This is a genomic window from Arthrobacter koreensis (assembly GCF_035792275.1).
Lineage (GTDB): Bacteria > Actinomycetota > Actinomycetes > Actinomycetales > Micrococcaceae > Arthrobacter_B > Arthrobacter_B koreensis_A.
On record NZ_JAMWKK010000003.1, the window covers coordinates 73,755 to 96,143 of the forward strand.

Here is a 22,389-nt window from a genome sequence, read left to right on the forward strand (position 1 = left end):
CGTTCCGGCTGGAACGGTGCCTGCTTCCTGAGGGGCTGGCTTTAGCGGCGGCCGTAGTTCGGTGCTTCGGCAGTCATCATGATGTCGTGCGGGTGGGATTCCTTCAGCCCGGCGGAGGTGATCCGGACAAAGCGTCCCTTGGCCTTCAGCTCGGGGATGGTGTGGGCGCCGGTGTAGAACATGGTCTGGCGGAGCCCGCCTACCAGCTGGTGCGCGACGGCGGACAGCGGGCCGCGGTAGGGCACCTGGCCTTCGATGCCTTCGGGGATCAGCTTCTCGTCGCTGGGCACGTCGGCCTGGAAGTAGCGGTCCTTGGAGTAGGACGTGTTCTTCCCGCGGGTCTGCATGGCGCCCAGGGAGCCCATGCCGCGGTAGGTCTTGAACTGCTTGCCGTTCACGAACACCAGGTCTCCGGGGCTTTCGGCGGAGCCGGCGAGCAGGCCGCCGAGCATCACCGTGTCAGCACCGGCGACGATTGCCTTGCCGATGTCGCCGGAGTACTGCAGGCCGCCGTCGGCGATCACCGGAACACCGGCGGGAATGGCAGCCTTGGCCGCTTCGTAGATGGCGGTGATCTGCGGGACGCCAACGCCGGCAACCACGCGGGTGGTGCAGATCGAGCCCGGACCAACACCAACCTTGATGGCGTCGGCACCGGCGTCGATCAGCGCCTGGGCGCCTTCGCGGGTGGCCGCCTGGCCGCCGATGACGTCCACGTGGGCTGCAGCCGGGTCCTTCTTCAGGCGGGCGATCATTTCCAGTACGCCGGCGCTGTGGCCGTTGGCGGTGTCCACTACCAGGACGTCAACGCCGGCGTCGACCAGTGCCATGGCACGCTCGTAGCCGTCGCCGAAGAAGCCGACGGCGGCACCGACGCGCAGCCGGCCCTCGTCGTCCTTGGTGGCCAGCGGGTACTGCTCGGCCTTGTCGAAGTCCTTGACGGTGATCAGGCCCTGGAGGCGGCCGTCGTCGTCAACCAGAGGAAGCTTCTCGATGCGGTTCTTGCCCAGGAGCTCAACCGTCTCCTCCGGGGTGATGCCCACGCGGCCGGTGATCAGCGGCATCCGGGTCATGACTTCGCCGACCTTGCGGCTGGCGTACTCGGAGCGCGGGATGAAGCGGGTGTCGCGGTTGGTCACGATGCCCAGGAGCTTGTTTTCCGGGTCGACGACCGGCAGGCCGGAGACGCGGAAGTGGGCGCAGAGATCGTCGAGTTCCTGCAGCGTCGCGTCGGGGTCGATGGTGACAGGGTTGGTGATCATGCCGGATTCGCTGCGCTTGACGCGGTCAACGTGCTCGGCCTGGTCGGCGATGGAGAGGTTGCGGTGGATGACGCCCAGGCCGCCGTGGCGGGCCATGGCGATCGCCATGCGGGACTCGGTGACCGTATCCATCGCTGCCGAAAGCAGCGGGGTCTGCACGGTGATGCGCTTGGTCAGGCGGGAGCTGGTGTCCGCCTCGGACGGGATGACGTCCGTGGGGCCGGGCAGCAGAAGGACGTCGTCGTAGGTAAGTCCGACGAAGCCGAACGGATCGTGTTCTGGGGACTGCTGGCTCAAGTGCGCGCCTCTTTCAGGACCGGAGATTTTTGTGGGGTGGCTGGGACAACACGCCCGCGTTTATCCAATCGTAGAACGAAATCAGCGCCCTTCCCTATTCCTTCGGGTGCTTTGCGCTATGTGGTTCCGGGCACTGTGACGCCTTCCCAGCCGGTGGCGGCCAGGATGCGTTCAGCGAGTACATGGGACGTGGTCTCCATGTAGGTGCGGTTCAGGTGGTCGTGGTCCTTGTAGACGATCACGTTGCCGATGATTCCCGGGCAGGCGTCGTCGAAGCAGAACTGGTCGCTCATATCCAGGACCCGGACACCGGGGATGCGTTCCTCCAGCCCGTCCAGCGGCGAAACGGCGGCCAGCAGCTGGCTGCGCGGAACGTGGCAGGCCTGGACATCGAAGCCGCTGTCCTCCAGGCACTTGAACATATCGAACTCGAAACGCGGGTTGTCCCGCATCGCCAGCACCTGGATTCCGGCGTCGGCGAAACCGCGGACGCCCTCGTCGTAGCCGCCGGCCAGCGTTTCATCGGGCACTGACTCCCGGGTGACCGAGGCCACGGTGAAGACGGCGTCCGGCATCAGGTCCAGGACGTACTCCCCCGCAGCCTGGTTGAAGGCGTTGCATTCCTCGGAGCGCTCCGGATCTTCGGCCCCGTAACGGCAGCCCATCTTCAGGACCGTGACCACATGCCAGTCGTTGGCGCGGGCCACCGGCCCCAGGGCGGCAGTCCACTGCATGGCGTGGGAATCCCCCAGGACCACGATGGTTTTCTGCGCGCCGTCTGCGGTACCGATCTGCTTGCAGTGCTTTTCCAGCAGGCTGTCCGCCGCCGGTGCAACGCCTTCCTCGCAGGCCTCATCCAGCTGCGCCCACTCCTGGTCCATGTCCGACGGTGCGGGTTTCACCAGCGCCGTTGTGGAAGAGGCGGTCTGGAAGTCCGGATCCAGGGACAGGGCACCGGGGTTGTCCGCGATGGACTGCAGCCGCACGGCCTCGGCCTGGGCATCGACCCGCTCCTGCCAGCCCGCCAGCGGCGCTGCGACGAGGGCGAAGGATGCGGCCAGGACCAGGCCGGAACGCCAGGGTGAGACCTGCGGCCAGGACCAGCTGCGCAGCGGACCCTCCACCAGCTTGGTGGTGAGCACGGCCAGCAGCAGCGAGACCGCAATGACGACGGCGCCGTCCACCAGTCCTGCGTTCTGCTGTTTGGAGGCGATCAGCCAGAACACCAGCACCGGCCAGTGCCAGAGATAGAGGGCGTATGAGTTGTCCCCCAGTTTCACCAGCGGTTTCGCCGTGAGCCAGCGGTCGGCGCCTGCCCGGCTTCCCGTGTCTCCGGCGGCGATCACCATTGCGGCGGCGAGGGTCGGCCAGAGGGCGAGGTAGCCGGGGAACTGCTGCTGGACCTGCAGGATAATGCCGCAGCTGAGCATTGCAATGACACCCGTCCAGCCGAGCAGGATCCGGACCCGCCTCCCAAGGCGCAGGTGGGGAAGAGCCAGCGCCAGCAGGGAACCAAGCGCGAATTCCCAGAGTCGGGTTCGTGTGTCGAAGTAGGCGTAGGCCTGGTTGGCGCCGGTTTGCCAGACTGAGAACGCCAGGGACACGGCGAACACCGCACCGAAAACGGCGGTCAGCACCGTTCGGTAGCTCCTGCGAAGGAGCCGGGCCAGCGGCAGCGCCGCGGCGAAGATCAGCGGCCAGAGGATGAAGACCTGGCCCTGGACGGAAAGGGACCAGAAGTGCTGCAGGGGGCTGGCGGCACTGTGGTCCGCTGCCAGATAGTCCACGGCGTTGTTGGCCAGGGCCCAGTTCTGGAAATAGAACAGCGATGACCAGGTCTGGCTGATCAGGTCCTGGCGCGCACTGGCAGGCAGCAGGGCCGCCGCTGCGGCAAGCACTGCGAGCAGTACGACGGCGACGGCGGGCAGCAGCCGCTTGAACAGGTGCAGCCAGTACCTGCCCAGGGCCAGCGCCCGCCCGCTTTCAGCCTTGCGGACAAAGGATCCCGTGAGCAGGAACGCCGAGATGAGCAGGAAGACATCCACTCCCCCGGAGACCCGGCCCAGCCAGACATGATAGAGAACAACCAGCACCACCGCGAGGGCACGCAGGCCCTGGACTTCGGGACGGTAACGGCGTTCTGCGGTGCGCGGCGCGGGAGCCGGAGGGTTGGGCGAAGCGGCAGCGTGCTGCACGGGTGCTGACACTTGCTGGTGTCCTTTCAAAACGGCAAATACCGCATGAGTTTACCGGCCTGCCGCTCTGAAGCCTGAATCCCACCGCCCCGCACTGCCTCCAAAGTACGCCGAAGGCCCCGCCGGACGCGGACGAATCCGTGCCTGACGGGGCCTTGGGCTTAGCCGGAATTAGTGGCTGTGACCGTGGTCGTCTTCCTCGTCACTCGGCTTTTCGACGACGAGTGCCTCGGTGGTCAGGACCAGCGCGGCAATGGAAGCGGCGTTCCGCAGTGCGGAGCGGGTGACCTTGACCGGGTCAATGACGCCGGCTTCGATCAGGTTGCCGTATTCGCCCGTGGCGGCGTTGAAGCCGTTGTTGACGTCCAGCTCACCCACCTTGGACACAACTACCATGCCCTCGGCACCGGCGTTCTCAGCGATCCAGCGCAGCGGCTGGGCCAGAGCGCGGCGGACCAGGCCAACGGCAGTCGCGGCGTCGCCGTCGAGCTTTGCCACCTCGGAATCGGTGTCCAGGGCGCGGGAAGCGTGGACCAGCGCGGAACCGCCGCCGGCCACGATGCCCTCTTCCAGGGCAGCACGCGTAGAGGACACGGCGTCCTCGATGCGGTGCTTCTTTTCCTTGAGCTCAACCTCGGTTGCAGCACCAACCTTGATGACGCCGATGCCGCCGGAGAGCTTGGCGAGGCGCTCCTGGAGCTTCTCGCGGTCCCAGTCGGAATCGGTGCGTGCGATCTCGGCGCGGATCTGGGCAACGCGGTCGGCAACGTCGGCTTCCGAGCCGGCGCCGTCAACGATCGTGGTGTTGTCCTTGGTGACGGTGATGCGGCGTGCCGAACCCAGCACCTCCAGGCCAACCTGGTCCAGCTTCAGGCCGAGGTCCGGAGACACAACCTGGGCGCCGGTCAGGGTGGCGATGTCCTGCATCATGGCCTTGCGGCGGTCGCCGAAACCCGGTGCCTTGACGGCAACAACGTTCAGCGTGCCGCGGATCTTGTTGACCACCAGGGTGGAGAGGGCTTCGCCGTCCACGTCTTCGGCAATGATGAACAGCGGCTTGGAGGCCTGGAGCGCCTTCTCCAGCAGCGGCAGGAACTCTGCCACGGAGGAGATCTTGCCGGAGTTGATCAGGATCAGTGCGTCTTCGAGGACGGCTTCCTGGCGCTCTGCGTCGGTGACGAAGTACGGCGAGAGATAGCCCTTGTCGAACTGCATGCCTTCGGTGATGACCAGTTCGGTGGACGTCGAGGAAGATTCCTCGATGGTGATGACGCCGTCCTTGCCGACCTTGTCGAAGGCCTCGGCCAGCAGCTGGCCGACTTCCTCGTTCTGGGCGGAGATTGCAGCGACGTGGGCAACCTGGTTGCCTTCGACTTCCTGGGCGTTTTCAAGCAGGCGTGCGGCCACGGCTTCAACAGCGGTCTCGATGCCGTGCTTCAGGGCGCCGGGTGCGGCACCTGCGGCTACGTTGCGCAGGCCTTCCTTGACCAGTGCCTGGGCCAGGACGGTGGCGGTGGTGGTGCCGTCGCCGGCAACATCGTTGGTCTTGGTGGCGACTTCCTTGGCCAGCTGGGCGCCAAGGTTCTCATACGGATCGTCGAGCTCCACCTCGCGGGCGATCGTGACGCCGTCGTTGGTGATGGTGGGGGCGCCCCAGGTCTTGGCGAGCACCACGTTGCGGCCGCGCGGGCCGAGGGTGACCTTGACGGTGTTGGCGAGCTTGTCGACACCGGCTTCCAGTGAACGACGAGCGGAGTCGTTGAACTCCAACTGCTTTGCCATGTGTGTGTCCTTTCGAGAACTACATCTACAAAAGAAGACCCCGGCCGAATCTGGCCGGGGTCTTCGAAGACTTACTTCACGACGATGGCCAGCACGTCGCGTGCGGAGAGCACCAGGTATTCCTGGCCGCCCTGCTTGACCTCGGTTCCGCCGTACTTGGAGTAGATGACGACGTCGCCTTCAGCAACATCGATCGGCACACGGTTGCCGTTGTCGTCAACGCGGCCGGGGCCGACTGCTACGACTTCACCTTCCTGGGGCTTTTCCTTAGCGGTGTCCGGGATAACCAGGCCGGAAGCCGTGGTCTGCTCAGCTTCGAGCGGGCGAACAACGATGCGATCCTCAAGGGGCTTAATAGAGACCGACACTCGGGCTCTCCTTTGCTTAGTTACTAACGGGTTTGTGGACCGTCGGTAGGCGCTTGCCGTCGTCGCGGGTGCCGGTGGGCGCTTCCCTCAGGAATTAGCACCCTCACGCGGGGAGTGCTAGCTCCGACTTTATGCAACGGTTAGCACTCGGTCAAGGTGAGTGCCAACAAACATGCCAGATTATTCTTCCCGGCCAGCGCGGGGGCTTCGGAGGGCGTGCGGCCACGTTACATTCAAGTTGCTTAGCCTTGCCTAACAAGATAGTTTTCAAAGGCGCGCGAAATTAGCAAACGATTTTGTGACCTAATGGTGGAGGCATCCGCCGGCAGGCCAACCTGAAGAGAACATCTGGAGCACCCCCAAGTGAAGACCACCCTGAAGTCCCGGCTCCTGGCCGGAACCGCCCTGGTTTCCCTGCTCGCGGTCAGCGCATGCGGCGCGGAGACTGACGCCGCCGCGGAACCCGCGGCCGCAGAGTCGACCACCGTCACCGTGGAGCACACCCAGGGCACCACGGAGGTTCCCGTGAACCCGGAGGTCGTCTACACATTCGACCTCGGTGCGCTGGACACCCTCGACGCCCTCGGCATTGAAGTTGACGGCGTTCCGGCAGCGAATTTCCCCGAAAGCCTCTCGAAGTACGGCTCGGATGACTACGCCAAGATCGGCAGCATGAAGGAACCGGACTTCGAGGCAATCAGCGCCGGCGCTCCGGACCTGATCATCATGTCCGGCCGCACTGCCGACTCCTACGAAGAGTTCTCCAAGATTGCCCCCACGATCAACCTCAGCACCGACGCTGCGGACCCGTGGAACTCCTTCATCTCCAACACCGAGATCATCGGTGAAATCTTCGGCAAGGAAGCCGAGGTTGAGGAGAAGCTCGCCGCGCTCGACTCCAGGGTCGAAGAAACCAAGGCAACCGCTGCCGACGCCGGAAACGGCCTCATCATCATGACCAGCGGCGGCGAGATGACGGCCTACGGCGCAGGCTCGCGCTTCGGCCTGATCCACGACGTCCTCGGCGTTGCGACCGCAGCCGACATCAAGTCCGAAGCCCAGCACGGCGAATCCGTCTCCTTCGAATACGTCGCCGAGATCAACCCGGACAACCTGTTCGTTATCGACCGCGACGTCGCAGTCGGCAATGCCGGTGAAGTCGCCTCCGCCGTTCTGGACAACGAACTCGTGATGGGCACCAAGGCTGCCAAGAACGACCGCATCACCATGCTCGATTCCTCCAGCTGGTACCTGGTGGGCTACGGCCTGAACAACGTTGACGCCATGGTCAGCGCTGTCCAGGACGGCATCTCCTAACCGTCCTTCGTACCTGCTAGATCCTCACTGGCCGGGACCGCCTTCGGGCGGCCCCGGCCGATGAGGGAGACGGAACCTTCATGACAACACAGATCAGCACCCCCGCTGCTCCGGCAACCGCCGGGGACGCTGCCATGTCCGGACCACGACGGCGGGTCCCCGGCCCGGCAGCCATGCTGGTCCTCGGCGGTACCGCCGTCCTCGTACTCGCCGTCGTGAGCATGTTCGTGGGGGTCAGCGATGTCTCCCTGTCCTCACTGCTGGCCGGCGACGAACACGCCTGGAACATCTTCTGGGTCAGCCGGGTGCCGCGGACCCTGAGCATCATCCTCGCCGGGATGGCACTGAGCGTGGCCGGGCTGATCATGCAGCTGATGGCGCGGAACAAGTTCGTGGAACCCTCCACCGTCGGCACGATCGAATCGGCGTCCCTGGGCATCCTCGTGGTAACGGTCCTCATCCCCGGCGCCTCGCTGTTCATGAAAATGTCCACCGCCACCCTCTTCGCCGTGGCCGGGACCGCCCTGTTCCTGCTCATCCTGCGCCGCATTCCGCTGCGCAACACCCTGATTGTTCCCCTGGTTGGCATCATGCTCGGCGGTGTCATCGCCGCCGTCACCACGTTCTTCGCCTACCGCTTCGACCTGCTGCAGACCCTGAATTCATGGATGACCGGTGACTTCTCCGGCGTGCTGCGCGGGCGCTATGAGCTGCTGTGGATCGTCGGCGCCCTGACCCTGATCGGGTTCCTGGCTGCTGACCGCTTCACTGTTGCCGGCATGGGCCAGGAATTCACCACGAACCTCGGCCTGAACTACAACCGCGTCATGACCCTTGGCCTGGTTATCGTGTCCCTGATCAGCGCCGTCGTGGTGGTCAGTGTCGGTTCCGTGCCGTTCCTGGGGCTGATCGTTCCCAACCTTGTTTCCCTCCTGGTCGGTGACAACGTCCGCCGCGCCATTCCCTGGGTGGCGATCTTCGGCGCCGGCTTTGTCCTGGCCTGCGACATCATCGGCCGGACCATCCGCTACCCCTACGAAATTCCGGTAGGAGTGATCGTCGCTGCCGTGGGCAGCGTCCTGTTCCTCTACCTGCTCCTGAGAAAGCGCTCCGCCCGTGCCTAGCTCCCCCACCAGCGTCCTGCCCTCGGCAATGACGGTGCAGCGCCGCCGTCCGGTGCGCAACCTCTCCCCCAAGTTCTGGATCATTGCGCTCTCCGTGGTGGCCGCAGTCCTGGTTACCGTCTTTATGACCATCGAGCTGCGCGGAAACATCGGTTATGTGCTGCCCCGCCGTGCCATCAAGGTGGGCTCGATGATCCTGGTGGCCTACGCCGTCGGGGTTTCCACCGTGCTGTTCCAGACGGTGACCGCCAACCGGATCCTCACGCCGTCGATCATGGGCTTCGACGCCCTGTACGTGCTGATCCAGACCGTCCTGGTATTCACTTTCGGCGGCGGACTGGTGCTCTCCATGTCCGAGCCGCTGCGCTACGGCATGGAAGTTGCCCTGATGGTGGGCTTCTCCTTCCTGCTCTACCGCTGGCTCTTCACCGGCGGGGGCAAGTCGCTGCACCTGATGCTGCTGGTGGGAATCGTCCTGGGCACCATGTTCCGCGGCATGTCCTCCCTGCTGCAGCGGCTGATCGAGCCAAGCGAGTTCATCATCCTGCAGGACCTGTTCTTCGCGTCCTTTAATAATGTCGACGGCGCACTGCTGGGCTATTCGCTTATCGCCGTGGCGATCGTCAGCGTTCCGGCCTGGCGGATGCGGCACTCCCTCGATGTCATGTCCCTCGGGCGGGATACCTCCATCAACCTTGGCGTGAACCACAAGCGTTCGGTCACCGGCGTCCTGGTGATCTGCTCCGTCCTGGTTGCCGTCTCCACCGCACTGGTTGGCCCGGTCACCTTCTTCGGCCTGCTGGTGGCTTCCCTCGCCTACCAGCTGTGCTCCCACTTCTCCCACAAGGCAGTGGTTCCCATCGCCGTCCTGCTGGGCATCATTGCCCTGGTCGGCGGCCAGCTGGTCCTCGAACGCGTTTTCGCCTTCGACACCGCGCTGAGCATTGTCATTGAATTCGTTGGCGGGATCGTCTTCCTGATCCTGCTCCTGAAAGGCTCCCTCAAATGATCCAGGTCACCGGCGTCACCAAGCAGTACGCGGGCAACACTGTTGTGGACGAGGTGAGCTGCCACATCAAGGAAGGCGGCGTCACCTCGATCATCGGCCCCAACGGAGCCGGCAAGTCCACGCTGCTTTCGATCATCAGCCGCCTCCTCAAGGCCGACACCGGATCGGTCACCGTGGACGGGCTGGATGTCTCCAGCGCCCCGGGCAAGGACCTGGCCCGCAAGATGGCCATCCTCCGGCAGGACAACCACCTCACCGTCCGGCTGACGGTGCGCGACCTCGTTGGCTTTGGCCGGTACCCGCACAACGGCGGGCGCGCGACGTCGTTGTGCCGGGAAAAGATCGAGCAGGCCATGACCTTCCTCGACCTGACGGAGCTGGCGGACCGCTTCGTCGACGAGCTTTCCGGCGGCCAGCGCCAGCGTGCGTTCATTGCCATGGTGCTGGCACAGGACACCGATTACCTGCTGCTGGACGAACCGCTGAACAACCTTGACATGAAGCACTCCGTGGAAATGATGCGGCTGCTCCGCCGGCTGACCGATGAACTGGGCAAGACCGTTGTCCTGGTCATCCACGACATCAACTTCGCGTCCTGCTACTCGGACGACATCATTGCCATGGCAGACGGCAAGCTGCTCCACCAGGGGCCTCCGTCAACGATCATGCAACCTGAGGTCCTGAAGGACATCTACGAGATCGATATCCGGATCGAAGAGATCGAAGGTAACCGGATCGGCGTGTACTTCGCTTAGGACCGCTTAGGGGTACGCTTCCCAGACCTTGCCTTCCGGGGCTCTGCCGTCCGCCGGCCGGTCATCGAAGCCCGGCAGCTCGGGGACCCAGAGCGGGGTCCCTTCAACCGCAGCGTGGATGAACCGCACGAGAGTGTCCCAGACAGTGGCTGACGTGACCGGCTCCAGCATCACCGATCCGGCGTCTGCTGCCGGACCGAGGCGGTACTGGCCGGTCGGTCCCGCGTTCACGAATCCGAACCAGCTGCCATCCCCCTCGTCGACGATTTCCCACTCAGTCCAGGGTTGTTCCCACATGCGCGCGGCCGCCTCGCCCAGGCCTTCCGGGGCTTCTGCCTGGGCGGACTTCATTCTCGCTTCGTACTGGTCCTTCGTCAGGACTACGGGCTCATGCGGAACACTCCAAGCCGGCGAGAAGCCCAGCCAGTCCGCTATCGCTTTGGGGACTGCGTTGGCTTGGAGCACCTGGACGGCCAGGTCGTCCGGGCCCGGCACCCGGGCGGATTCGCTGTGGAAGCGTGTTGGTTCCGCCGTCACCCGGCCAATGCCTCCGCCTATCCATACCTGCAGAACGGCCCCGCCAAAGGCGTCGCCTGCCGTGACGCTGAATGCCGCATCCGGCCTGCGGAGCGGGGCCACGAACTCAGTTCCGGCCGGTGTCAGCGAACCCTCTGGGGAGAGGAAACCGGCGTCCTTGAGGGCTGCGAACTCCGGCCCCTTGCGCTGGAACACTCCCAGCCGGTTCCGCTTGGCCATGCTGTCCATCAGCTCCAGGGCGGGGATGGGCAGGAGAAGTGCCGGTTCCTGGCAGGGCTGGGCAGCTGCGAGCGTGGCCAGCTCCTCACGGTCCTCTCCCGCCAACCGTGTTGCATCATCATCCAAGTGCGGTTCGGTGGGCGCGATGGTCTCCAGGACGCTGTGTTCCCGGCTCGTTCCCGCCGAGGGCCCGTCTCCGGCGTCGATCCGCAGGTCCTTGATCATCTGCTCGAACAGCGGCTTCATTCCAACGAGCTGGTCAACGGTATAGCTTGCCGTTGCCTCGAAGACCCGCTCTCCCGCGATCCACAGCCAGCGATCCACGCACACCGGGTGCTGCTCCACCAGATGAACAAAGCGCTGCCTGCGGCCGGCTACCGGGCCTTCGGGGCCGTTCATTGGCCACACCTCGTGGGCAAGAATGCGGACTTGGTGTGCTGTCTGCATGGTCGAAGCCAGTGCCGCGGTTGCGTATCGGGCCAGCGAGGTCCCGTTCGCAGGTGCCCAGCGCAGTACTATGTTGGGTCGAAAGATCCCGGAGGGCACCTGTGGATGTGCGACGGCAATCGTGTCCGCAGCCAGCTGTTCCAGTTCCCAGTCCTGCGGCCGGGGGACCCAGAGACCGGCTATCTGTTCGTGGCTGAGGCCTTCGACGCCGGATGTCATGGGCTAGCTTTCCCCGTTGTAGAAACGTTTGGTGAACGGGTCTTTCCCACGGGCCTCGAGTTTGTCTCCCTCTTTCATCCACTTGGGTTGGAGGAACTTGGGCATCCAGAAACAGCCCAGCAAGCCAAGGGCGAGGCATCCGAGAAGCACAAAGCTGTAGGGAACAATGAGGGCGTCGATGTCGGACTGAAGTACGAATTCGCTCGGTGCCATCAAAAGGAGCCATGCTCCAATGTATGTCTGCGCCAGGGAGGGCTTTCCGGGCATGAAGCTATCCAGGACCAGCAGGCCCACAAACTTTTTTGTGTAAAGGAGGAGGCCACCAGTGAACACAATGAGCCCAAAGGGCAACATGAACGCAAAGTACACCCAATAGTTGGTTTCAGATTCCATGCCGCGCTGCACCTTGCTTTTGATTGCCGACGCGAGAGGGCTTCGTCATGCACTTAAGCTCTGTCATACTCCGCATTTGTATTCCATTCCGGTAAGTGGTCAACCGCCAAAGAGTTTGTCCCACCCCTTCGCGAAACTGTCTACGGCATCCATGACACCGTCGGCTGTTACGTCTTTCACCGTGCGCCCGCCAAAGAAATCAAATTCTATTGAGGTAACCGCTGAAATGCCGATACCGATTCCGGCGCCAACCAAAGTACCGACCGGCCCGCCGATTGCGGTACCGATGAGCGCACCGGCGGCAGCTGCACCGATGTCAATGCCCGCCTTGGTACCGCCCTTGATCCCGCCCTCGAGGTTTGCCCGCCGGTCGATTTCTTCCCTGCTCCAGCCGGGGTTCGACTGCAGTAATTCGTTGTAGGCGGACTCCCGTTCACCGGCAACAGTAAAGCCAGCTGAGACTACGGAGAGAATGCCGGCGCCACCGACGTTGATCCCTTTCGCTGCCGCACCAAGATCCTTATACCTGTCCGGCAGGACCCAGTTCGACGGATTCGCCTTTACCCGGTTGCGGTACCAGTCCGAACGGTTGTAGAGATCCCTTGAGGCTTTCGGGCGAAGGTCGAAGCTGAAGAAGGCTGTAGGTTTCAGTTGAGTTGTCCAGCTGCCCCTGACCATGCGCATACGTTGTGCTGCAGTTTGGTGTCCGAGGTACAACCGCGCGGGCCGCAATTCCCTAACAGCTGTTTGCCGAACCTGAGTGGCGTTTATCCCTGTGCCTACTACTGCGTAGAGAACCGTCGCGGGGATACTCGTGGCGGCGTCCAGGAGCGAGCCTTCACCTCTGAAAGCGGACCGCAGTTCTGCAGCGGTTTGCTCTTCAAGGGCTCGGTACTGGGCAGCCAGGGCAGCCACTTCGGCCGGCAGCAGCAGGTCCGCCGTTGCTGCCGGCTGCGGTGTGTATACCGGATCTGGGCGGCAGACGGACTCCTGCTCTTGCGCAGCCCGCAGGTTTGCGGCTTCCACTCGTTCCAGGAGCGCCGTCCGCCGAATTTTCAGGAACCGAATTCCCTCCGCGAATTCCGTCAGCGCTGTGCTGACAACCTGGGCTGTGTCCGCGACCATTGCGGCGTTCGGCACTACGTTCCGATACGCAGCGATGACCTCGGCTGAGCCTTCCCCCGCGTAGTGCGATCCAAGCTGCTTCCAGGTGTCGCCGGCCTGTTCCGCGCTTTGGAGATACGCATCCCCGGCCCGTTTCACTGCTGGTGCCGCGCCCTCCACCGCGTCCGGCGAACACCAGCCAGCGAGACTGGACGTCTCGATCAGCATCAGCCGGCCCTGTTCAATTGAAGTTCCCATCCGGCCTGTGCCTCAGCGAGGCTGGCTTTCGCTGTTTCGGCCATCTCCTGGTCCGCGCCCGCAATAATGGTGATGGCTTTCCGGACGCCCTCAGCCGCGTTGCGGATGCGGGCCTCCGCCGCCTCTATCTGCAGACTCATGGTGTCCTGCCATACCTCGGCGAGCGCCTGCGCCACCATTCCGGAACCGCCCGCGCACGCTGCCTTTGCCGCGCACAAGCCGTTCCGCAGGGCAGACGCTGCCTCGTGCCGGCATTCGTCTTCCTCTACCTGGGAAAGGACACTTGCGCATCCTTCCGGATTGACGCTGTAGCCATTCAGCGGCATGTCCCACACCCTCCATAGTCGGCGCCGGAGGTTCCTTCCCCCGCCGGCGCTGTGCTCCTTTTCGGAAGAGCGTACGGGTTTCCAGGCAGTTACTCTCTGGCTGCGCTCAATCTGTGGATAGCTTCTTCAAGGACTTCCGGGGCACAGCCGAAGTTCAACCGGACGCAGCCTGCCCCGGCAGTCCCGAACTTCAGGCCCGGTTCAACGGCTACACGAGCCATCTCAAGGGCATACTCCGCGGGATCCGTCCCCCAGCCCAGTGCACGCATATCCAGCCAGGCGAGATAGCTCGCGTCCGGCATCCGGTATCCCACCCCCGGCAGCTCCGCGGTCAGCAGCTCGCGCAAAAGTTCCCGATTAGAGGCCAGGACTGCCAGGACGCCGTCGAGCCACTCATCGCCCTCCGCATACGCGGCGGCGGTGCCGTGCAGGCCCAGGATCGAGGTCCGGAAACCTACTTCTTCCGGCATTTCATCCAGCAGCAGCCGGGTCTCCGGGGCCGAGGCAATCATCAGGGCACATTTCGCCCCGGCAATGTTCCACCCTTTGCTGGCCGCAGTGACACATACACCGTGGGCGCGTGCCTCGTCGGACACCGAGAGGAAGGGCGTAAAGGCCTCCGGGGAATAGACCAGCGGCGCATGGATTTCATCGCTGACCACAGTGGCGCCGTACTTCGCTGCAAGGCGGGCGACGGCGTCGAGCGTTTCCTTCGGGTGCACCAGGCCCAGCGGGTTGTGCGGATTGCACAACAGCAGAGCGCTGGCACCGCCGGCGAACGCAGTCTCGAGTCCGTCCAGGTCCAGGGACCATCCGGCGTCGTCCTGCAGCAGCGGCACCTCACGGGTCCTGCCGCCCGCCTCCAGCGGAAGATCGAAGAACGGCGGATACACGGGCGGAGTGATGATGACTTCGTCGCCCGGCTCGAGAATCTGCCGCAGAGTCTCCACGATGGCCACGCTCACGTCTGTTGTGGTCCGGACATCCTCCGGGTCCACATCCCAGCCCCAGCGCCGCTGCGCGAAGCCTGCGAACGCCGGACCCACCGGACCCGGGCCGGATATGTAGCCTACGTCGGATGCTTCGATCCGTTCGATCATCGCGCGGGCCACCGGGGGCGCGAGAGGATAGTCCATCTCCGCTACGAACAGCGGCAGCACGTCACCGGGATAGGTGCGCCATTTGGCGCTGGTACGAAGACGAAGAACGTCAAGGGAATCAACAGCCATCTCAGTCATGGCCCCAAGATACCCGTATCCGTGCCTTGGCTGGCGTGCCTGTGGCGGGTCCGCCTACCGCGGGCTGAATGCTCCCTGGGCTGCCGCAAGGATGAAATTGACCAACGTGTCCCAAACCGCCGACACAGGCTCGGGTTCGAGAACCACATCGCCGTTGCCCGGATCGGCAGTCGCGAGGAAAGGTCCCGCTTGACCTGCCGTGACCCAGCCCAGCCTCCTGCCGCTGTGCACATGCTCAACGTTCCAGCCAACCCAGGGCTGGGCCCACATCCGCGCTTCGGCTTCCCCGAGTCCTTCGGGAGGCTCGACGGCGGAGCCCTCGTTGAGCCGGCGCTCAAACAGGTCGCCGGCCAGCCGCAGCGGGTATTGGCCCACGGTCCAGGCCGGAACCAGAGGAAGCCATTTCGCCAGAAAGACGGGCAGCGCTGCAGCATCAATACTCAGCAGCTCGCAGCTTCCAGAAGGAATGACCGTGGTCTGCAGAGCAGAAGCAGCAGGACCGGCGGCCACCAAAGCCGCACCGGCGCCCAGCCAGGCGTCCATGCCGGTGGAGCCGTCCGGACCGACAGCGCTGACAGTGAACTGTGCCTGCAGCCCACGCAGCGGCTGGACAAATTTCTTTCCTTCCGGAGTCAGCCGCCGGCCGTCCAGGAGCCCAAGGTCCTTCAGCTGTGCCACGGATTCCCGGGCGCCGGCGGCGTCGAACCGCCCCAGCGCATCCCGGTTTGCCATGGACAGCAGCAGGCTAAGGCTTTCCGGGCCAATGACCTGTCCGCTCGCGTGGTGCTCCTGCTCGGTCCGGAGCGGCACCAGATCCTCAGCAGCTGTCTGGAGCAGCCGCGAAGCTGTCGAGTCGAACCGCGGCTCCGCACCGGTCGGAGAAGCCGGGGCTCCCGCTGCGGGCGGAGCTGCACGGCGCATTTGGAAGACCATATCTTCGAACAGTAGGCGCATTCCCGTGTGCTGTTCGAGCGCATAGCTTGCCGTGGCTTCCAGCGAACCCTTGGTGTCGCTGAAAAGCCAGCGGTCCACACATACGACTTGTCCCTCCGCCACTCTGACGAAGCGCTGCTGACGGCCTTCGACCAGGGGCCCCTGTGGTTCCAGCTGCTGATGCCACAGCTCGCTGGAGATGATGTGCGTTCCTGGAAGGACAAGTGTGCCCGCGAGCGCAGCAGTGGATAGCCGGGGCAGTGAAACGGGGTCTGAGCCGCTCCGGCGCAGAACAAGGTTCGGGCGGAAGTGCCCTTCGGGGACAGGCGGATGGGCCAGCACAACGCTGCCTGCCGGCCCATCCAGCTGTTCCCAGCTTTCGGGCCGGGGTATAAGGAGCCCTGCGGCGACATCGGATGTGAGCCCGCCGTTCACTGCTGCTGCCCGTCTGACGGCTGGCCCTGCCCTTGAAGGAAGCGTTTGGCGAACAGGTCTTCGCCTTTGGCCTCCAGCTCTGCGTCACGGCGCATCCAGCGGGGCCGCAGGAACATTGGATACCAGAACATTCCGATCACGCCCGCCACCATGGCAGGGAACAAGATCAGTCCCAGGAGACCTGATACCGAATCCGGCAACCTGTCCATCCCCACTAGGCCACCCGCGCCCAGCAGGCAAAGTGATAACCCGAGCCACGTGGTCGCCAGGGCTGGCTGCCCCGGAAACAGTCCGTTCATGAGCAGGAGCCGCAGCCAACGTTTCAAGTGCACCATAACCCCGCAGAGGAGCAGGAAAAGCCCCAGTCCTGCCAAGATTCCGAAAACCAACGAATCACTCACAATGCAACGTCCTTCTCTGGCTGGATTCCACGAGGCGGGAGATCGCAGACTCGTGCTCCAACACTAGGCCGGAGATTCATTTCCCCCACAATCTGTCCCAGGCGTCCCCTGCAGCCTCGAGTCCGGCTGAAACTCCGTCCTTTGCCTTGTCGTAGAAATCCAAGGCCACATCAGAGACTCTGTCCTTGACGCTGTTGCCGTCGCTTCCGGCATCCGTCAGCCAGGATATGCCCATGCCAACCCCGAACCCGATCACGGTGCCCAAGGGACCGCCAATCATCGTGCCGACCGCAGCACCGGCGACACCTGCTCCAACGTCGATTACGACGGAAGTGCCCGTTTGCACAGCAGCCATCTCACTGGCCCGGAAGTCCCGCTCGGTGTCACTCATTTCCGGGTTGTCCTGCAACAGCTGGTTGTGGTTCTCTGCCCTGTTGTCCATGAAGGTGAACCCGGCCATCGCAGTGGTCAGGACGGCGCCACCAACCTTGATCCCCTTCAGGGAGTTAGGCGTCTCCGCCCAGCCGGGAGTCTGCGGATCCGGAACGTGCCAGCGGTCAGGCCGGGCGTCGACGCGTGTCCGGTACCACTCGGACCGGTTGTACATGCTCCGGTTTACCTCAGGGCGCCACTCGCGAACCGTGCGGTAAATCTCCTCGGTAAACCGCTGGCGGCGCGTAATGCCTGCATCAGGGTGCAGGGGTGAATGAACAGAAATCCACCGGCCGTCCTCCCAGAGCCAGCGGTGACCCAGTTGCTCCGGGCCAGTGAGCCGGTCAAAGGATCCAAGTAGCGGGGTGAAGCGCCGTTCCAAGGCCGGCATGGGTACCTCACGGATGGTTTCGACCGTGACGCGCCGGAAGGTATGTACTCCCATGATGTTGTCAGCCGCAGCAGCAACAAGCCCAAAGTTTGGACCGGCCAGGAATCCTGCCAGGCCGGGTTTGTGCCCGCTAACGTTCTTCAGAGCGGCGGCACATGTTTCTTCCGCTTCCTGATAACTGCGGGCAAGCCTGTCAATCTCTGTCTGGAGCACCAGCCGCTGAAAGTCCTGGAGGCTGCCGTCCGGATCTTCCGGGGTGCAGGCCGGAGGACCAAATGCGGCAACCCGTGCCAGTAGGTCCCGTCGCAGGATGTTCAGTGCGGCTACCTGGTCCGCGAAGTCCGTTAGCGCAGACGCGGCCTGGGCGCTTGCTGATTCCACAAGTTCCGAGTGCGGAGTGACGTTCCTGAAGACACCGAGGATGTCCTCCCGTTCAGGTGCGTCGTAGCAGCCTGAGAGCCCGTCCCACGCCGTTTCCTGGTTTTGGACTGCATCCCGGAACGCCTCGCCGGCGGTTCGGAGTGCTTCCGCGCCCGTTTGGGTGGCCTCGGCATCCACCCAGTTCTGCAGTCCTGAGATATCCAGCATCAGAAGCTCTTTACATCATCAAGTTCAAGGGAAGGCACCTCCACCGCAGCGAGCCGGGCTTCCTCGGCCATCTGCAGGTCACCGGCGATGTATGCGCTGACTGCTTTTCCTACGCCGTTTACCGCGTTGGCCGTCCGGGTTTGGGCGGCTTCACACTGCAGATGGAGTGTGTCGTTCCACAGATCGGTCAGAGCAGCGGCGATGGCGGGACTCGACATCGTCCCCAGGACCTGGTCGACTGCAGCACTGAGCTGGGTATGTGCGGTTTCAGGGCCTGGATCAGTCCCTACCCTGTTTAGAATTCCACGGCACGCTTCTACTGATATGTCATAACCGGGCAGAGCCAATTCTTCCCCCATAGTTCATTGCGGACCCTGTGACTGTAAATGAAACAGTCCGGGGTGCGCGATGGGGAGAAGTACCCATGCTCCCGCCCCGTGGAAGGCCGCCTAACCCGCACTGCACCGGAAGAACTAGGCTTGTAAGCATGCCCGACACTTCCCTTGCCCACGTCCTGACCCCCGAAGGCTGGGCACTGCTCAACTCGCTCGGCCCGTATCTTGAATCCGAGTCCCTGAAACTGAACACCGATCTGCGCAAGGCCGGGCACTCACCCGAGCTGGTGGCCGCCGTCCTCACCCAGGCAAAGCTGCGGATGAAGGCCCGCGCCAAGTTCGGACCGTTCGCGGAGCACATGCTGTTCACTCCCGCTGGCCTGGAGCAGGCCACCCGGCTGAACGTCGCAGCGCTGCACGCCCAGCGCTACCAGGAAGCAGGTCTGGAGAAGGTTGCTGACCTGGGCTGTGGAATCGGAGCTGATTCCCTCGCCCTGGCCACATTGGACCGTCAGGTGACGGCCGTCGAGCTCGATGAGATTACCGCCGCCGTCGCAACCATCAACCTCATGCCGTGGCCGGAGGCGAAAGTGGTGCAGGGCGATGCTGAGTCCTTTGACCTCACCGGGTTCGACGGCGTGTGGCTGGATCCCGCCCGGCGCACCACGTCGACGTCGGGAACCTCCCGTATCTTCGATCCGGAAGCCTTCTCCCCTCCCCTGTCCTTCGTGGAGTCCCTTGCCGAGCGAGGCATGCCCGTTGGCGTGAAGCTCGGGCCGGGTATCCCGCATGAGTCGATTCCGGCGGGCTGCGAAGTCCAGTGGGTGTCCGTCGGCGGGGACGTCACTGAGGCCTCGCTCTGGTTCAATGAGCTGCGCCGTCCCGGCATCCGCCGTGCCGCGCTGGTGATTGGTGCGTCCGGCGCCGCGGAGCTGACCTCCCATGAGGACTATGTACCGGGAGCCCAGGATGTGCGGGTTGGTCCGGCTGAGGGTTATCTGTATGAGCCCGACGGCGCGGTGATCCGTGCGGGCCTGGTGGCCGACGTCGCGCGTTCCCTGGGCGGGCACCTGCTCGATCCGCAGATCGCCTACATCGCGTCGCCGGAACTGATGGAGACGCCGTTTGCCCGTGCCTACCGGATCTTGGAGGTGCGTCCCTACAACGTCAAGGCGCTGAAGGCCTGGGTCCGTGCCAATGGCATCGGGGTCCTGGACATCAAGAAGCGCGGCATGGCCGTCACTCCCGAGGAGCTGCGCAAGCAGCTGCTGACCGGCACCGGCAAGGGCTCGAACAAGGCCACCCTGGTCCTCACCCGGATTGGTGAGGACCGTGTGGCGATCGTCGTCGAGCCTGTTTCTTCACCGGTGGAAGGCTAGCTGCGGGAGAACTCGCTGGCTTCGCGCACCTGTTCGGGTGTGGGACGGACCCCGGTGTAGAGCACAAACTGTTCCTCGGCCTGGATCGCGATGACTTCTGCGCCGGTGATGACCTTCTTGCCGGCAGCACGGGCGGCACGGATCAGCGGTGTTTCCGAGGGAAGCGCGACGACGTCGAACACCGTCTGCGCGGCGGCAATGGTTTCGTTTTCGTAGGACTGGACGTCCTCGTCGGCTCCGGCCATCCCCAGGGGCGTCACGTTGATGAGCAGGTCTGCTGTTGCTTCGCCTGGTTCCGGGGCCCAGTTGAAGCCGTACAGGTCTGCCAGGGCCCGTCCGGTGCCTTCATTCCGGGCCACGATGGTGACGTCTCCGAATCCGGCGTCGCGCAGTGCAGCAGCCACGGCTTTGGCCATGCCGCCGGAGCCGCGCAGCAGCACTGAGCTGGATGGGGAGACCTCGTGGTCTGCCAGCAGCCGTGCGATGGCGAGGTAGTCGGTGTTGTAGGCGGTGAGCACGCCGTCGTCATTCACGATGGTGTTCACGGAGTCAATCGCTGCTGCGGAGGGATCCATCCGGTCCACCAGCGCAATGACTTCTTCCTTGTACGGCATGGAGACTGCCGCGCCGCGGATGGGCAGGCCCCGAATGCCTGCGACTGCCTGGGCCAGGTCTGCGGGCGCGAAGGCCTTGTAGATGAAGTTCAGTCCGAGCTGTTCGTAGAGGTAGTTGTGGAACCGGGTGCCGATGTTGCTCGGGCGGGCGGCCAGGGAGATGCACAGGGTCATGTCTTTGTTCAGGATCGGCATTGGACCATTATCGCGTGCGGCCGCCCGGAAGCGGGAGCATGACGGTGCCGGGTCCGCTGGTTGGGCAGCGGCGCTGGTTGGGCCGCTTCCCCAGGTCCCGCCGTCGGCCCCCGGCCGCATTCCCAGGGTGCCGCCGTCGGGCTGGGCCCTTCAAGCGGCGGTGGAACCGCGCCTGCCGGCGCGGGGCTAGGATTGAACCGGGTTCTCAAACGCAAGGGTGCGGAACCGGAATGGTCTATTAGGTACGCACACAGCAGGAGAGATGTATTGAAGATTGAGTTTGCGTCCTCGGCGCAGTCGACGCTTGGCGTCGAATGGGAACTGGCTTTGGTCGACCGGGAGACCGGTGACCTGGTTTCAGTCGCCGATGAAGTCCTGCGCGCAGTCAACGAGGACGACCCGTCGCTGAGTGCGGATGAGGAACACCCCCATATCAAGCAGGAGCTGCTTGAAAACACAGTCGAGCTTGTTACCGGAATCTGCACAACGGTGGCCGAAGCCAAAGCCGACCTCGCCCGGTCCATGGACGCTGTCCGCCGGGTAACCGACCGCATGAACGTGGAGCTGTTCTGCGCCGGTACCCATCCGTTTGCCACTCCCCGGTCCCAGCCGGTGACTGACAAAGAGCGTTACGCCAAGCTCATTGACCGCACCCAGTGGTGGGGCCAGCAGATGCTGATTTACGGTGTTCACGTCCACGTTGGTTTGGACTCCCGGGATAAGGTCCTTCCCGTCCTGGACGGTTTGGTGAACTATTTCCCGCACTTCCAGGCGCTTTCGGCTTCCTCTCCGTTCTGGTCCGGTGACGATACCGGCTATGCATCGCAGCGCGCCCTGATGTTTCAGCAGCTTCCCACCGCAGGACTGCCGTTCCAGTTCCGCTCCTGGGACGAGTACGAGTCCTACGTCCAGGACATGTTCACCACCGGTGTTATCGATTCGATCAGTGAGATCCGTTGGGATATCCGTCCGGTTCCTGCTTTGGGAACAATTGAGATGCGGGTTTGCGACGGTCTCTCCACGCCCACCGATATTGGTGCCATTGCTGCCCTGACCCAGTGCCTTGTCGATGAGTTCTCTACGATTCTGGACAACGGCGGAACCATTCCGACCATGCCTCCGTGGCATGTGCAGGAGAACAAGTGGCGTGCCGCCCGCTACGGCCTTGATGCCATCATCATTCTGGATGCTGCCGGCAACGAGAAGCTGGTCACTGAGCACCTGCTCGAAGATGTGCTTCCCCGTCTGGCTCCTGTAGCCGAGAAGCTTGGCTGCAGTGCTGAACTTGCTGATGTTGCCGGCATTATCGAGCGTGGTGCCGGCTACCAGCGCCAGCGGCGGGTTGCCGAGGCCAACGGTGGTGACCTCCGTGCTGTGGTGCACGACGGCGTTCGGCAGCTGCGCGGCGAAGGCTAGCTTTTCGGTTTGGCTGGTTCGGCTCGTGGTGCCCAGGTTTGGCTGGTTTCCGGCAGGACGTAAGCATCGGTCCGGCTTAGCCAGCCCCCCCCCCTTTCTCCTCTGCATTAGACAGGCCCGTAACCTTCCGTTTCGCGCCTCGGAAAAGCGGGTAAATCACCGGTAATTGGTGGTCCTGAAAAGGGCCGATTTAGGCCCTGAAATGTCGGTGGCAGCTGACAGTGTTAGGGGCATGAACCGTTCCTCGGACACACCGTTCTCCCGGTCAGCTGACCGGGAACGTTGCGGCGTGCCGGGGGCTGGACCCGGTGTAGAAGCGGGTGCCGAATCCTTCGCTCGCCCGGGTACCGGTGCCTCGTCTGGTCCTCGTCCTGGTGAGCCGAATGAGGCTTATGACGGTAAGCCGTCGGAGCCTCATGC

Annotated in this window: 21 protein-coding genes; 7 read left to right on the forward strand and 14 right to left on the reverse strand. The window is 63.9% G+C overall.

Annotated elements, in window-relative coordinates; all coding sequences use genetic code 11:
- Positions 1-41: 41 nt before the first annotated feature.
- From guaB to groES, 4 genes are all read right to left on the reverse strand, one after another.
- The gene (gene guaB, locus NGB94_RS03835; protein ID WP_325789222.1) at positions 42-1,559 is read right to left on the reverse strand and encodes an IMP dehydrogenase; all 1,518 of its coding nucleotides are present in this window, start codon (positions 1,557-1,559) and stop codon (positions 42-44) included.
- Between the two features lie 116 nt (positions 1,560-1,675).
- A complete protein-coding gene (locus NGB94_RS03840; RefSeq protein ID WP_325789224.1) occupies positions 1,676-3,766 on the reverse strand; it encodes an acyltransferase family protein in 2,091 nt (696 codons plus the stop codon).
- Positions 3,767-3,925: 159 nt separating this feature from the next.
- Positions 3,926-5,536 (reverse strand): chaperonin GroEL, encoded by a 1,611-nt coding sequence (groL, locus tag NGB94_RS03845; protein ID WP_325789226.1) that lies wholly within the window; start codon positions 5,534-5,536, stop codon positions 3,926-3,928.
- Between the two features lie 71 nt (positions 5,537-5,607).
- On the reverse strand, positions 5,608-5,904 hold the full coding sequence (gene groES / locus NGB94_RS03850; RefSeq protein WP_055239413.1) for a co-chaperone GroES: 297 nt from the start codon (positions 5,902-5,904) through the stop codon (positions 5,608-5,610).
- Positions 5,905-6,267: 363 nt separating this feature from the next.
- Between groES and NGB94_RS03855 the strand changes: the two genes are divergently transcribed.
- From NGB94_RS03855 to NGB94_RS03870, 4 genes are all read left to right on the forward strand, one after another.
- Positions 6,268-7,221 carry a siderophore ABC transporter substrate-binding protein gene (locus tag NGB94_RS03855; protein WP_325789227.1) on the forward strand — a complete coding sequence of 318 codons (954 nt, stop codon included), beginning with the start codon at positions 6,268-6,270 and terminating at the stop codon, positions 7,219-7,221.
- 80 nt (positions 7,222-7,301) lie between these two features.
- Entirely contained in the window at positions 7,302-8,345 is a 1,044-nt protein-coding gene (locus NGB94_RS03860; protein WP_325789228.1) for an ABC transporter permease, read from the forward strand.
- Between the two features lie 28 nt (positions 8,346-8,373).
- Positions 8,374-9,354: an iron chelate uptake ABC transporter family permease subunit gene (locus NGB94_RS03865; protein WP_325789455.1), complete on the forward strand. Its 981-nt coding sequence runs from the start codon at positions 8,374-8,376 to the stop codon at positions 9,352-9,354.
- Entirely contained in the window at positions 9,351-10,109 is a 759-nt protein-coding gene (locus tag NGB94_RS03870) for an ABC transporter ATP-binding protein (protein WP_325789230.1), read from the forward strand. Before NGB94_RS03865 ends, NGB94_RS03870 begins: the two co-directional genes overlap by 4 nt.
- A 6-nt stretch (positions 10,110-10,115) precedes the next feature.
- Here the strand turns inward: NGB94_RS03870 and NGB94_RS03875 are convergent, their stop codons facing one another.
- The 6 genes from NGB94_RS03875 to NGB94_RS03900 all read right to left on the reverse strand — a co-directional run bounded on the left by NGB94_RS03875 (position 10,116) and on the right by NGB94_RS03900 (position 15,882).
- Positions 10,116-11,531 carry a hypothetical protein gene (locus tag NGB94_RS03875; RefSeq protein WP_325789231.1) on the reverse strand — a complete coding sequence of 472 codons (1,416 nt, stop codon included), beginning with the start codon at positions 11,529-11,531 and terminating at the stop codon, positions 10,116-10,118.
- A 3-nt stretch (positions 11,532-11,534) separates the two neighbouring features.
- Entirely contained in the window at positions 11,535-11,924 is a 390-nt protein-coding gene (locus NGB94_RS03880; protein ID WP_325789232.1) for a hypothetical protein, read from the reverse strand.
- 99 nt (positions 11,925-12,023) lie between these two features.
- Positions 12,024-12,950 (reverse strand): hypothetical protein, encoded by a 927-nt coding sequence (locus NGB94_RS03885; RefSeq protein ID WP_325789234.1) that lies wholly within the window; start codon positions 12,948-12,950, stop codon positions 12,024-12,026.
- 305 nt (positions 12,951-13,255) lie between these two features.
- Positions 13,256-13,612: a DUF6507 family protein gene (locus NGB94_RS03890; RefSeq protein ID WP_325789236.1), complete on the reverse strand. Its 357-nt coding sequence runs from the start codon at positions 13,610-13,612 to the stop codon at positions 13,256-13,258.
- Between the two features lie 89 nt (positions 13,613-13,701).
- Positions 13,702-14,850, reverse strand: coding sequence for a MalY/PatB family protein (locus NGB94_RS03895; protein ID WP_325789237.1), 1,149 nt, complete (start codon positions 14,848-14,850; stop codon positions 13,702-13,704).
- A 54-nt stretch (positions 14,851-14,904) separates the two neighbouring features.
- Entirely contained in the window at positions 14,905-15,882 is a 978-nt protein-coding gene (locus NGB94_RS03900) for a hypothetical protein (protein WP_325789239.1), read from the reverse strand.
- 9 nt (positions 15,883-15,891) lie between these two features.
- Between NGB94_RS03900 and NGB94_RS03905 the strand changes: the two genes are divergently transcribed.
- On the forward strand, positions 15,892-16,035 hold the full coding sequence (locus NGB94_RS03905; RefSeq protein ID WP_325789241.1) for a hypothetical protein: 144 nt from the start codon (positions 15,892-15,894) through the stop codon (positions 16,033-16,035).
- Positions 16,036-16,214: 179 nt separating this feature from the next.
- Here the strand turns inward: NGB94_RS03905 and NGB94_RS03910 are convergent, their stop codons facing one another.
- The 3 genes from NGB94_RS03910 to NGB94_RS03920 form a co-directional block, all read right to left on the reverse strand.
- Positions 16,215-16,619 (reverse strand): hypothetical protein, encoded by a 405-nt coding sequence (locus NGB94_RS03910; RefSeq protein ID WP_325789242.1) that lies wholly within the window; start codon positions 16,617-16,619, stop codon positions 16,215-16,217.
- Between the two features lie 76 nt (positions 16,620-16,695).
- Positions 16,696-18,030, reverse strand: a complete 1,335-nt coding sequence (locus NGB94_RS03915; RefSeq protein ID WP_325789243.1) for a hypothetical protein — start codon at positions 18,028-18,030, stop codon at positions 16,696-16,698.
- A complete protein-coding gene (locus tag NGB94_RS03920; RefSeq protein WP_325789245.1) occupies positions 18,030-18,389 on the reverse strand; it encodes a DUF6507 family protein in 360 nt (119 codons plus the stop codon). Before NGB94_RS03920 ends, NGB94_RS03915 begins: the two co-directional genes overlap by 1 nt.
- Positions 18,390-18,517: 128 nt before the next feature.
- Here NGB94_RS03920 and NGB94_RS03925 point away from each other — a divergent pair, with 128 nt between their 5' ends.
- A complete protein-coding gene (locus NGB94_RS03925; RefSeq protein ID WP_325789246.1) occupies positions 18,518-19,744 on the forward strand; it encodes a class I SAM-dependent methyltransferase in 1,227 nt (408 codons plus the stop codon).
- Here the strand turns inward: NGB94_RS03925 and NGB94_RS03930 are convergent.
- Positions 19,741-20,553: a shikimate 5-dehydrogenase gene (locus tag NGB94_RS03930; RefSeq protein WP_325789248.1), complete on the reverse strand. Its 813-nt coding sequence runs from the start codon at positions 20,551-20,553 to the stop codon at positions 19,741-19,743. The two genes, NGB94_RS03925 and NGB94_RS03930, sit on opposite strands and share 4 nt — an antisense overlap.
- Before the next feature lie 267 nt (positions 20,554-20,820).
- Between NGB94_RS03930 and NGB94_RS03935 the strand changes: the two genes are divergently transcribed.
- Entirely contained in the window at positions 20,821-21,969 is a 1,149-nt protein-coding gene (locus NGB94_RS03935) for a glutamate--cysteine ligase (RefSeq protein WP_325789249.1), read from the forward strand.
- The last annotated feature ends 420 nt before the right edge of the window (positions 21,970-22,389 follow it).